The sequence below is a fragment of the Natrinema caseinilyticum genome, from assembly GCF_024227435.1.
GTDB lineage: Archaea > Halobacteriota > Halobacteria > Halobacteriales > Natrialbaceae > Natrinema > Natrinema caseinilyticum.
Genome location: NZ_CP100445.1, coordinates 171753 through 183955 on the forward strand (window position 1 = coordinate 171753; position 12203 = coordinate 183955).

At 62.0% G+C, this 12203-nt stretch carries 11 protein-coding genes; 5 read left to right on the forward strand and 6 right to left on the reverse strand.

Features of this window, described 5'->3' with window-relative positions:
• Position 1 precedes the first annotated feature (1 nt).
• The 3 genes from NJT13_RS00825 (at position 2) to NJT13_RS00835 (ending at position 3649) form a co-directional block, all read left to right on the forward strand.
• Positions 2 to 835, forward strand: a complete 834-nt coding sequence (locus NJT13_RS00825) for an MBL fold metallo-hydrolase (RefSeq protein WP_254523607.1) — start codon at positions 2 to 4, stop codon at positions 833 to 835.
• 69 nt (positions 836 to 904) lie between these two features.
• Entirely contained in the window at positions 905 to 2620 is a 1716-nt protein-coding gene (locus tag NJT13_RS00830) for an AAA family ATPase (protein ID WP_254523608.1), read from the forward strand.
• Between the two features lie 102 nt (positions 2621 to 2722).
• Positions 2723 to 3649, forward strand: coding sequence for a phosphoribosyltransferase HisG-related protein (locus NJT13_RS00835; protein ID WP_254523609.1), 927 nt, complete (start codon positions 2723 to 2725; stop codon positions 3647 to 3649).
• Positions 3650 to 3929: 280 nt separating this feature from the next.
• On the opposite strand, the gene NJT13_RS00840 is transcribed toward NJT13_RS00835, so the two are convergent.
• The 5 genes from NJT13_RS00840 to NJT13_RS00860 all read right to left on the reverse strand — a co-directional run bounded on the left by NJT13_RS00840 (position 3930) and on the right by NJT13_RS00860 (position 8808).
• Positions 3930 to 4976, reverse strand: coding sequence for a tyrosine-type recombinase/integrase (locus tag NJT13_RS00840; protein ID WP_254523610.1), 1047 nt, complete (start codon positions 4974 to 4976; stop codon positions 3930 to 3932).
• Positions 4966 to 5361, reverse strand: coding sequence for a DUF5805 domain-containing protein (locus NJT13_RS00845; protein WP_254523611.1), 396 nt, complete (start codon positions 5359 to 5361; stop codon positions 4966 to 4968). The genes NJT13_RS00840 and NJT13_RS00845 overlap by 11 nt, the downstream gene beginning before the upstream one ends.
• A 906-nt stretch (positions 5362 to 6267) precedes the next feature.
• Positions 6268 to 7848: a PH domain-containing protein gene (locus NJT13_RS00850; protein WP_254525356.1), complete on the reverse strand. Its 1581-nt coding sequence runs from the start codon at positions 7846 to 7848 to the stop codon at positions 6268 to 6270.
• A 7-nt stretch (positions 7849 to 7855) separates the two neighbouring features.
• Entirely contained in the window at positions 7856 to 8344 is a 489-nt protein-coding gene (locus NJT13_RS00855; RefSeq protein ID WP_254523612.1) for a PH domain-containing protein, read from the reverse strand.
• Between the two features lie 230 nt (positions 8345 to 8574).
• Positions 8575 to 8808, reverse strand: a complete 234-nt coding sequence (locus tag NJT13_RS00860; RefSeq protein ID WP_254523613.1) for an HVO_2901 family zinc finger protein — start codon at positions 8806 to 8808, stop codon at positions 8575 to 8577.
• Positions 8809 to 9112: 304 nt separating this feature from the next.
• On the opposite strand from NJT13_RS00860, the gene NJT13_RS00865 reads away from it, so the two are divergent.
• Positions 9113 to 10189, forward strand: a complete 1077-nt coding sequence (locus NJT13_RS00865) for a hemolysin family protein (protein ID WP_254523614.1) — start codon at positions 9113 to 9115, stop codon at positions 10187 to 10189.
• Between the two features lie 116 nt (positions 10190 to 10305).
• On the forward strand, positions 10306 to 10737 hold the full coding sequence (locus NJT13_RS00870; RefSeq protein WP_254523615.1) for a universal stress protein: 432 nt from the start codon (positions 10306 to 10308) through the stop codon (positions 10735 to 10737).
• Positions 10738 to 10782: 45 nt separating this feature from the next.
• Here NJT13_RS00870 and NJT13_RS00875 read toward each other — a convergent pair whose 3' ends face one another.
• Positions 10783 to 12198, reverse strand: a complete 1416-nt coding sequence (locus tag NJT13_RS00875; protein ID WP_254523616.1) for a class II fumarate hydratase — start codon at positions 12196 to 12198, stop codon at positions 10783 to 10785.
• Between the last annotated feature and the right edge of the window lie 5 nt (positions 12199 to 12203).

Consider the following 12203-nt stretch of genomic DNA (forward strand, 5'->3'; position numbering starts at 1 on the left):
CATGATCGAAAGCGACTGGAGCGATTGGCTCGTCCGCGACGTCGCAGACGCGACACCGGACGGGGTCGCGATCTGGTATCTCGGCTGCAACGGGTTCGTTTGCAAGGGATCCGAGGGAACGACGATCTACATCGATCCGTACCTCGGCCTGGGTGATCCGCCGCGGACGGTTCGCATGATTCCGGTACCGTTCGACCCGGCCGACGTCACCGAAGCCGACGCCGTCCTCGCGACGCACGAACACACCGATCACGTTCACGGACCGAGCCAGGCACCCATCCTTGCGAATACGGGCGCGTCCCTGTACGCTCCCGACGACAGCATCGCAGTCGCTCGCGAAGACGAGAACTGGACGGCCGAGTGGGACGTCACGGACGACCAGTTGACCGAAGTAGCCGAGGGGGAGACGCTCGAGTTCGGCGAGTTCACGATCCACGTCGAGGACGCCTACGACCCCGACGCGACGCATCCGGTAAGCTACGTGATAGAACACGATGCGGGTACGTTCTTCCACGGCGGGGACACCAAACCGACCGACGAGTTCGGTCGAATCGGGGACGAGTACGATATCGATCTCGCGGCGCTCGCCTTCGGAACCGTCGGCCAGATTCCCGACAAGCAGACCCGCGAGCCGACCCGGACCCGCTGGTACAACGACGAAAATCAGGTCATCGAGTGTGCTGACGCCCTCGAGTGTGAACGACTCCTGCCGAGCCACTGGGATATGTGGAAGGGTCTCACCGCCGATCCGACGGCGCTGCACCACCACGCGCGCAGTTTCGAGCATCCGAGTCGACTCGAGATCGTCGAGGTCGGCGACCGCGTCGAACTCTGATCCTATCGTTCTCTCGATATGAGTCCGTCCGCACAATTTATAATAATGCTATGGTAACGTTGGTCTCATATGAGTAGCACCGCCGACACTGATGACGTGATCGAGATCAGTACTGACGGAATATCCGTCCGGAAAACGTTCACGGCGGACGAATTTCCCGTTCCAGCGATCCGGTTCGAGATCGAATCGAACCGGGACGATCCGGTTACGTTTCAGCTTTCGGAAGACGTTCCGTCGTCGTTTCCGATGGATCGGGTCGGATTCCACCCGGACTATCATAGCGAGGACTGGACGGCTTTCCAGGACAATCACGTCGAGTTCACCGCGACGCTCGAGCCGAACGAACGCCTCGTAACGGTCTACGGGATCCAACTCGAGGACCTAAGTCGAGGTGCGGAATTCCTCTCCGAGCCGACCGTCGTGGAACGCAGCGGCGACGACGATATCGAGCAATCCGAAGCCGAGGAACTCGACGACGAGCTTATCGGCAATATCGTCTCCGAGGACGGTAGTCAGGCCGTCAAAGATATGATCAGCGGGGAGTCGGAGTCGATGCCTGGTCTCGAGGACGTAGAGACGATCGAGCCCGGTCCGGATGTCGATCTCGGAGACGATGTCGGCTCTACCGACGAGACAGCGGAGGATACGATCGGCCTCGATCTCGACCTCAGTGACGTGGATCCAGAACCGATCGACGTCGATGCGGACGACGAGGACGAAGGGGATGAACCGCCGGATATCGATCTCGGGTTCGAAGAAGAAGAAATACCGGAGCCGGATACCGACGAGCCCGCGATCGACACGGATGCCGATGACGCACCCGATCGACCAGGCGTCGATCTCGATATCGGGACCGAGACGAGTGAAACCGATATCGGCGGTGGCGCCGGCGAGGGGACCGCGGCCGACCCACCGGACGATTCCGGCATCGAAATCGACCTCGGGCTCGACGATTCAGAAGCCAGAGACGGTGAGGACGACGCGCCGTCCGTGGGGTCCGACCTCGATTCGGAGCCGGTCGGAGAGACCGATCTCGACACTGATCCGGTTGGAGAGACCGATCTCGACACCGATCCGGTCGGAGAGGCTGTATCGGGCACAGAACCCGCTCTCGATTCGGAGCCTGACGCGGAGGCCGATCTCGATCCCGGACCAGGCGAACCGATCGGGACCGAACGTGAGGAGCGGACCGAGGAATCGACCTCGAGCGTCGAGATCGACGTCGCTGGCTCGGTCGCGGCGCGTCTCGCGACCGAGATTCGTGAAGGGTCGGTCGACGAGGAGGATCTCGAGGTTATTCAGTCAGAGTTCGACCTCGAGCCGACGGGGGCCGACATCGCGAAGATCGATCACCTCCAGTCTCGCGTCGAGGAAGTCACCGCCTACACGGATTCGCTCCAGACGTTCCTCGAAGAAAACGGCACCGGCGCACAGCTCATCGACGAACTCCAGACCAAGATCGACTCGCTCGAAGCCGACCTCTCGTCGATGGACGAGCGGTTGACGGAGACGAACGACCGGGTCGACGACGTCGAAGCCGACGTGGTCGATCTCACCGACTGGAACACCGATCTCGAATCCGACCTGGGGGCCGTAACGAACGACGTCGACGCGGTCGAGGGGACCGTCGACGAACTCGCACACGACATCGGGACTGTCGACGACGACGTCAAATCCGTCGCGGACGACCTCAAAGCGGTCGAGAGCGACCTCGAGGATGTCAGATCCGACGTGACCGAGATCCATGAGTGGCGCGAGGAACTCGGATCGATGTTCTCCGACTAACGCTGTCACGCGGGTGCAACCGACCCGGGTAGCGTCCGGTTGCAGTGCTCGTCTATCCCGAAAACACAACTCGTTTATCCGTCGCCGGTCGAGAACCGGTCGATGGGCGAGACGATACCGATCGCTGTTCCACGGAAGGGCCGGCCGCTCGAGTCGGTACTCGACCGGCTCGCGAATCGACTCGACGTCCCCGAACTAGCGGACGACGTCACGTCGATCCTTCGTCACGAAAAGGCGCTCACGAAGGGAACGATCGACGCCGACGAAACTGACGTCTACCATCGTCTCGCAGAATACAGTACCGTCGACGATCCGACCGCGCCGGAGTTCACCCTGCTGCGGGACGATCGCGCCGGAAAACCGCGCCGAATCGTCTTCGATAGCGTCACGATTCCGCTCGCCGACGTCGAAGGCGCGCCCGAAGACACCGCAATTCAGCTCGTGGGGCGCGAGGAACCGTTTCGCGCCCTTCGAACCCACGAATTCGCACTCGGGTTCGACAGCGCGGATCTCGTTCTCGAGGAGGTCGTCGAGTTACGGCCGGAACCGCTCGAACGGATCGCCGACGTGAACGCTCGAATCAACCCGTCGGACACTGACGTCCAGGTCGTCACCGGCCTCGCAGACACGGTCTACCACACGCTGTTGGCCACGCCCGAAGTCGTTCCCGCAGCAGGGTCGCTCGACCGAGCGTTCCTCGCGGAGTACGAGGGTCCGCTCTGCATCGAGCCGCGGTACGAACGTCTCGTTCAAGCTGTACTCGGTACGCAGACGCTCGACGGAGTAGAATTCCGCTATCCCGAGGCGAGCCGCGAAGAGGAGGCGGCGATAGCAGACGCGGGACTGGGTGTCTATCTGACCGTCACCGGATCGACCGCGCGGGACCACGGCCTCCTGCTCGGCGAACGACTGTTCCCGAGCGAGACCGTCCTGCTCGAAAATACGGTGGAGACCACCGACACGATCGATTACGTCCGCTCGGTGGTGAACGGATCCGACCTCGAGACGGAACTCACTGTCGAACCGTAACTCGTCCCCTCGAGTCCGAACGAGAACGGTGCAGAAACCGTTCGACGCCGTGGGTCGTCTTTTTTGCAACGCTGTGTGGCGGTTCCTCCCATCGTCCTGTCGTGGCTCCGGGCCAATTCTGTATAGCGATATGGGATTTACTCGCCCGAAATATTCCGGAAATGTTGAGTACTCAAGTTGTACGTTCACCTGAATACGGCGGTGACTGCGCTGTGATTTTGTCACTCGATTCCCCCGCGAGAGCGGTCTCAGGCCCTCACGTCCACGTTCGTGAATCCGATTACGCGGTGACGGCGTAGATATGAGCGAGATAGGTTTCCCGGACGCGATCACCCCAGTTGTGGGTGTACGTGTCGATGACGTCACCGGCGACGTCACCGCGGAGGTACTGAACGATCCCTCGATCGCCGGTTCGGTCCCGGAGGTGCGTCGTGAAGAAGTGTCGGAAGTAGTGTGGCGTAACGTTCTCCTGTGTTCCGCCACCAGTCCGGTACCACCCGCGTCTTCGTGCGTGCTTTTCGACGATATAGCGAACGTCCGATGGAGAGAGCCGTTCGCCCCACGAATCACCGGTATCGAGAAAGAGCGGGCGGGCGGGCGATACCGCGTCCGGGCGAATCGCGAGCCACTCGAGCAACACACGCTCCAGTTCGCCGTCCACTGGAACGACCGTGTCTCGCTTTCGTTTGTTCGAGGCTGTCCGTTCTTCGCCGTTGACGGTCGTTCCACGGGCTGGCTCCGCCGAAACGAACAGCGAGGACGATCGGCGTTCGAGTCCGACGCGGGGCGTCCATTCGATGTCGAGTGACCGCGGTTCGAGGTTCAGATCTCGAAGATCGAGGTTACAGAGTTCGCCGACACGCATCCCGGTCTTCAGGAGTGCGATCACGACGGCCCGTTCGAGTGGGTGCCCGATCTCGTCGACGAACGTCCGCATCTCTGCAACCGACAGATCACGCCTCGTGGGATTCGTATCGATCGATTCGGGCAGTTCCTCCATCACGAGTCCCATCGGATTGGCTTCGAAGACACCGACACGGGTCATATAGTCGTAGAATCTGTTGAGATAGGAGGCGTAGGTCGCGATCGTGCTGGATTCGAATTCACCGCGCAGCGAGTGGATCCAGGCCATACACTCCCGTCGCTCCGGCGCAGCGACCGAATCGACGTCGAAGCGTTCGTCGACGAACCCCTCGAACTGTCGAAGCACGCGCTCGTAGGCCTCGAGCGTCCGTTCGCTCTTGCCGTGGTATCGCTGGTCGTCGAGGAAATACGCGATGGGGTCGTCGACCTCCTCCGGTTGCGCCTGCCCGGGTTCAGTCGTCATCGTCACCACCGTCGACCGTCGTGTACCCTCCGTGGCGCCCGCTGTATCGGATTCGATTGTTCGTCTGCAGTTGCTCGATCGTCTCGTCCAGTCGCGACTCGATGTCTTCGGAAACCGCCTCGAGGAGTTCGTCCCACGAATACGTGTCAGCGGAAAGCAACTCGAGGACCTGCTTTTCGAGGCCGTTACCCCCAGGGTCTGGGTCCGGAGAAGAGGGTTCCATAGTGTCTGATTCGAAACCTTTTCGGCCGGCCTGAACCATCGCTCTGACGAATTCGCTTTGACTCATCCCGAGGTCGTCTGCGTGTGATTGCCATTCAGATTTCTGGTAGGCTGGGACGTACGTTTTGACAGCCGTTCGAGATGTATCCGACGTTTCGCCCATATCCTCTCATCAATCGCGGTGACCTTCAATCTACCCATAATTCGAGCTAAGTGACCTTATCTCGACTCGTATATACCAATAGGCGCCAATTGTGTGCCTACAATTTGATATTGCAGTTGAATATGTGACATAGTTTCGGATATTAATTCCACACTGTTGGTACCACCATTCGAGATATGAGAATTGCGTGCGCCCGTCTCGAGTTGGTGTGTGGAATTTCGAACCGGACGAAACGAGGTCAGTGTGCCGTCTTTTCGCTCCTGCTGACGGTGACGGACGGTCGGTTGTCAGGGTCCCGGATGCGCTCCGTCGACGCGTACTCGTTGCGAGCGAACTGGTCCCCCGCTGTAGTAGTCTCTCTCGAGGGGCCGCCGACGCAGCTTCCGGCAGGCTTCCCGTCTGCCCTTTCTCTCAGTCGTCTTTCGAGGGGTCTCGATACGTCGGCCGACGGACGCACACACCGTCGAAGCGAAGTGACCGCTCTCGGTGGTGCCTCTGCGATGTAGACTCCGGCGACGAACGATCCTCGCCGATTACTGGTCGGATGCCGGGCGAGTTTCGGGCGGTCTCAGACGGCAACGGCTGGGTTCACGGACGAACTCTATTCGAGTGAAGCGGCACAGACCGACCCTACTCTCTTCGCGGACGGATACGTGCCCATCATCGCGAAATCGCTTTCCGGAGCCACAGCGGCCGTCCGATCGCACCTCCGTCGGCTCACCGATTCCCGGTGCTCTCGGGACAGTTGCGCGAGTAACCGTACCCGGGGACTCGTGGGTGATTCGGACGAAACGGGGCCTCGTTAATTGATACCGAGCATCATTATCTGGCGGTTGCTGTCGGACTTACAAACCTTATTTCGCTATACAAAGTTAGCAGGGGTGACGGAGCTTCGCCGACTCCCGTTCACCGTTTGGAGTCGTCACCTCGCCACCCGTCCGTCTGCTCGCCCGAGTCTCGAAACCACCGGCCACCCGACCGGTGTCGATTTCGTACACGGAGTCGGTCCTGAAGGCGCTCTTCGATTTCGGCTTGAATCTCGAGTCCGCGATCAGCGTCCACGTCGTGGGCCGTCGCCGCTCGACCGAAGAACGAGGCAGAACTCGCGGTGTCCGCCGTCACGCTGGCGAGTCGCCGTCGCCGCTGGAAGATCGTCGCTTCGTGAAGGACGGCCTGCACGCGGTAATGCGGGACGATTTTGGTCGTCCGCCGCCAGAATCCCGTGCGCGTGAGCAAAAACCGATCGCCGACCCGGAACCCTCGGTTCACCCATTTCAGGTGGGCCGCGACCGGAACGACGACACCGATTACGAGGAGAACGTACCACTGCCGAACGACGGCAGTGTACCGGGCTCCGAGATACGCGACGGCGACGACGGCGGCGAGAACGAGCAGGTACCGGACCGCATACCGTTCTCTGGCCCGCCTCGGTGGGGACTCGAGGTCCACCGGGCCGAAGGGTTCGATCGCCCGCGCGAGCGCGGTCACGCGGTCGGTGTCTGCGAGCGGAATCGCGGATTCAGACCCGCGTGACTCCTGTCCGGGCGCGTATCCGGCCGTCTCGACGCTCAGCGCCGCGAAGCCGAACCACCGAAACGGGATCGACTCGGAGATCGTAAGCGCCTGGACCTTCTCGAGGGGGATCGTCCCGCTGTAGCGCTGGAGGAGTCCACGTTCGTAATAGAGTTCGTCGTCGACGCGTGTGAGACGGAACCCGTAGTAACGGGTGAACGTGAGCGCTGCGCTGATGACCCAGGCTGCGAGCACGAAAGCCAGGAGTCCCCAGACGATCGCACCCAGTCCCGTTACCGGTCCCGGTAGCTCGGCGGGCCGATCGACCGGAATCAACGTGCTGGGATCGAACCCACTGGCAAAAGAGAGCGCGATACCGCCCAGCACGCTCGCTCCGGGGTCGATCGTGAAGACGCTCAAGATCGCGAGTTCGCGCGGCTGGATTTCGAACAGGACGTCTTCGTCCTCCGCCGTCGCCGTCTCGAGTGACGCGGCGCGGTCTTCGTCCGTGGACGCGTCGCCGCCACCGGTTTCGGTGCGAGCGCCGCGTCTCAGTTGCCGTCTGAGACGGCGGGCCTCCGTTTCGTCTACGTACCGGAGACTGACTTCGGTCTCGCCGCCCCCGGCGGTTTCGATGTGGACCGCGGCGATACCGACGACTCGTTCGACGACGTTCTGTCTGATATCGACGTTTTGAATCCGCCCCAGCGGGAGTTCACGGTCCCGACGCGAAATCACCCCGGACGTGACGTCGAAGGTGTCCTCGGTGAGTTCGTACCGGAACCGCTGGTAATAGGCGAACTCGTAGACGATACCCGTGACGATACCGAACGCGACGAGACCGAAAACCGACAGCAGATCCATCCCGTTCCCGCCCGGGGAGACGACGACGCCGACGACGAAGAACACGAACCCGGTATTGAGACTCCGCGAGAGCGACCGGACGGCGATAGACGCTGGATGGAGCTTTCTCATCTCGCCGTTACACTGCATCTTCTCCCGCGCTCTCGATTGCGAGTCGGCGCAACGCTTCCTGTAAATCTTCGGCGCGTGCAGGCGTCAGTCCGGGAATGGCGACGTCCGAGCTCCGCGAACCGGCGGTAAAGACGACGACCGTCGCGAGGCCGACGGTTCGCTCGAGTGGCGACCGCCGAGAGTCGACGTGTTGAACGCGGACGTACGGGACGACCGTCTGGATCCTGGTGAAGACGCCGCGTTTGATGTACAGATCGTCGTCGCGGAGATCGAACCGCCAGACGGCGTACCGTCGCCAGGCGACGAAGACTCGGATAACGGCCAGTACGATAACGACGGCGGCCACCGCCGGAACGAAGACACTCGGTGCGGGGATCCAGAGATCGGTGCGGGAAAGCGCGATCGCCCCGCCGACGACGAGTCCGCCGAAGATCGCGGCTCGAGCGGTCGCGAGGACGAGCCAGACAACCCGAACCCGCGGGGTGAGCCGTTCCATACGTGTCTCGACGGAACAAACGGGATTAAAGGGTGGGAAAGCGACGGCAATTATCAGGGCGTGAGAGACCGGTCTCACGGAACCGCACGTATCGGTCCACCTCTCGACCTGCGTTTCGAAGTCCGGGACGGCGACGGCGGTCGAGCGAATACGTTCGGGTGCGCCGGGAACGACTGCGTGTTCTCGTTCGTCCGGCGTCGTCCGCGAGAAAATCTGCGCGAGGTCGGCCGTCAGTGGGTTGCGGTCCGAACGTCTTCGACGCGATACAGATCTTCCTGGAGTCCGTCCCCGTCACAGTCCTCGTTCGGACACTCGTAGTGCCACCCATCCTGGGTCGCTTCGCCTTCTCGGAATCGATCGCCACATACCTGACAGAAGAGTTGTCCCTTTTTGCACGTGTCTCGGTGTAACTCGAGGGCGAGCTCCGTCTGAAACGACTGGTTGCAGTTACGACAGGTGTGCATATTTCGTCTGACGCGAGCCTCCATCAAAACTGCTTGGGTTCTTTTATTCCGACGGGATCCGAGGCGATTCGGCGTCACTCTCTCGATTTGCCGATAATACGTCGGGAAAAAAGAGCGAACCGGATTCGGGTTTTACTCACTCGAGAGTATGACTTGTGCCGTCGGGCGTTCGGACGTTTGACCCTCTGTGTACGCCGATCGAACTTCCGTACGTGATCTGGAAATTCAGGGAACGAAGGAGCGACACGGAGAACGTGGCGTCTTTCACCAGTCCTTTGTATCCGAGGACGTAACGGTCGAAGTAATGGATACGCTCGTCATCGGGGGGAGACTGATCGCAGGGGTGTTGCTCATCTTGGCGAACGCCTTCTTCGTCGCTATCGAGTTCGCACTGACTCGCGCTCGTCAGTTCACCGAGGAGGAATTCGTCGGCGGTGACCCGAAACTAGAGCGGGCGTGGGAAATGACGGACGATCTCGAGATCTATCTCACCACGTGTCAGGTGGGTATTACGGCCTCGAGCATCGCGGTCGGGATCGTCGCCGAACCAGCACTGGCTGCCATCTTCGAGCCTCTGTTCGAGAACACGGTACTGGCCACGATCGGCAGCGGGGCGATCATCGCCTTCCTGATCATCAATCTCGTTCACCTGACACACGGCGAGCAGACGCCGACGTATCTCGGCGTCGAACGGTCGCGGATGGTCTGTCGGTACGGCGCGGCGCCGCTTTACTGGTTCCACTGGATAATCTCGCCGCTCATCACGATCGGCGACGGCGTCGCGAAGTGGACCCTCAAACTCTTCGGGATCGAAATGACCGGCGCGTGGCTCGAGACCGAAGAAGACGTCATCGAATCCCGCGCAGACCTCCGGAACCGACTCGGATCGATCCTCGAGGAGGGCGATCTTCCGGACGAACGACGCGAAGAGGTGATGAACGCGTTTCAGATCGGCGAACAGTCGATCCGGGACGTGATGGTCGGGTCGGAGGAAATCGTCGCGCTGTCGACGGACGACGACGCCGACGAAAATCTCCGAAAGATGGCCGAACGGCCGCAAACGCGGTATCCGCTGGCCGGCGCCGAACTGACCGACTTTCGGGGAATCGTCTACACGCCGGTCCTTCTCAGACACCGCGAGGAACTCGCCGATGGCGACGTCGACTTCGCCGAACTGGCCGCACCGCCGATGACCCTCTCACCCGATACGGACGTGAGCGACGCGGTCGACCAGTTTCAGGCGGAAAATCAGGAACTGGCGCTCGTGATCGAAGACGGGGAGGTCGTCGGACTCGTCACGATCACCGACTTGCTCGAGGCGGTGATGGGCGACATCGAGGACCCGCTCGATTTGGAACGGCTCGAAACGGCCGATCGCTGAACGGCCCGCCGGCCGCGGGTCGGTACGACGTCGATCGCTCCGCGGTTCAGTCCGCGGAATACCACCGCGCAAATCCACGGCTTTCGTTTTTGCCCGTCGGTCTGAAACTGGGAGCCGTGCACGACAATATTCTGGTGCCAACCGACGGAAGCGACGCGAGCGCCGCGGCCGTCGACGAGGCGATAGCAATCGCAGATCGGGAACGGACCACGGTCCACTTCCTCTCCGTCGTCGACACCGGCACGGAGATGTCCGCGGCCGCCTCGGGATCGATCGCCCCGCAACTTACGGAGACGCTCGAAGAAAAGGCCGAATCCGCACTCGACGAGGCCGCGAACCGCGCCGAACGGGCAGACGTGAACTACGACCGGACGACCCTCGAGGGCGATCCACACGAGGTGATCGCCGAGTACAGCACCGAATACGACATCGACCTCGTCGTCGTGGGGGCGAGCGGCCGATCGGGATTGAAAGAACACCTCCTCGGGAGTACGACCGACCGCGTCGTACGGACGGTCGAGACGTCGGTGTTGATCGCACGCCCCTGAGCAACGAAGCGGGATGCAAGAACGGATACGGCGTGCCGGACCGCTTCAGTCGTCCTGGCCGAGAATGCCGCGTTCGGTCATCTTCCGGGGGTCGAGCACTTCGTCGGCTTCCTCCTCGTCGAGATAGCCCTTCTCGAGGACGACCTCGCGGACCGTTTTTCCTTCCTTGAGCGCGGTCTTTGCGACCTCGCTTGCCTTATCGTAGCCGATGTGGACGTTGAGCGAGGTCGCCATCGCCATCGACTGTTCGACGCGGTCCTCGCAGTACTCCTCGTTGGCCTCGAGTTTTCGCACGAAGCGCTCGCCGAAGACCTGACTCGCGTTCGAGATGAGTTCGGCGGACTCGAGGAAGTTGTGTGCGAGGACGGGTTTGTAGAGATTGAGATCGATCTGCCCCTCCGCCGCGCCGGCGGAGACGGCCGCGTCGTTGCCGACGACCTGTTTGTGGACCTGGTTGACGGCCTCGGCGACGACGGGGTTGATCTTGCCGGGCATGATCGACGACCCGGGCTGGTTCTCGGGCTGTTCGATCTCGCCGAGTCCGTTGCGCGGCCCGGAAGCCAGCAGGCGGAGGTCGTTGGCGATCTTGTTCAGCGACCCGGCGACGGTCCGCAACGCCCCGTGGGCCTCGGACATCGCGTCGTGAGCGGCCTGGGCCTCGAAGTGGTCGTCCGCTTCGCGGAACTGGACGCCCGTCTCCTTCGTGATGTACTCGGCCGCGCGGCCGGGGAACTCGGGGTGCGTGTTCAGCCCCGTTCCCGTCGCAGTCCCGCCGAGTGCGAGTTCGCCGAGGTGGTTCCGGACGTTGTCGACGCGCGCCAGCCCTTTCTCGACCTGCGTTCGGTAGCCGCCGAACTCCTGGCCGAGCGTGACCGGGGTGGCGTCCTGCAGGTGCGTTCGGCCCGTCTTGACGACGTCGTCGAACTCGGCCTCTTTCTCCTCGAGCGCTTCGCGGAGGGTATCGAGCGCGGGAATGACGTCCTTCTCGACGGCCTCGAGGGAGGCGACGTGCATCGCGGTCGGGATGACGTCGTTGGACGACTGGCCGTAGTTGACGTGGTCGTTGGGGTGGACGACGCGGTCGCCGATCTCCGCGCCCATGATCTCGGCGGCGCGGTTGGCGATGACCTCGTTCGCGTTCATGTTCGAGGAGGTACCGGACCCGGTCTGGAAGATGTCGACCGGGAACTGCTCGTCGTGTTCGCCGGCGATGACCTCGTCTGCGGCCTCGATGATCGCTTCGGCGACGTCGTCGTCGACCAGACCGAGGTCGCGGTTGGCTTGCGCGGCGGCCTTCTTGACGACGCCGAGCGCTCGGACGAAGCGGCGGCTGAACGTGATCCCGGAGATCGGAAAGTTCTGGATCGCGCGCTGGGTCTGGGCCCCCCAGTAGGCGTCCGCGGGAACCTGCATTTCGCCGAGGCTGTCCTCCTCGATTCGGTAATCGTCTCCGTCTGCCATAGCGA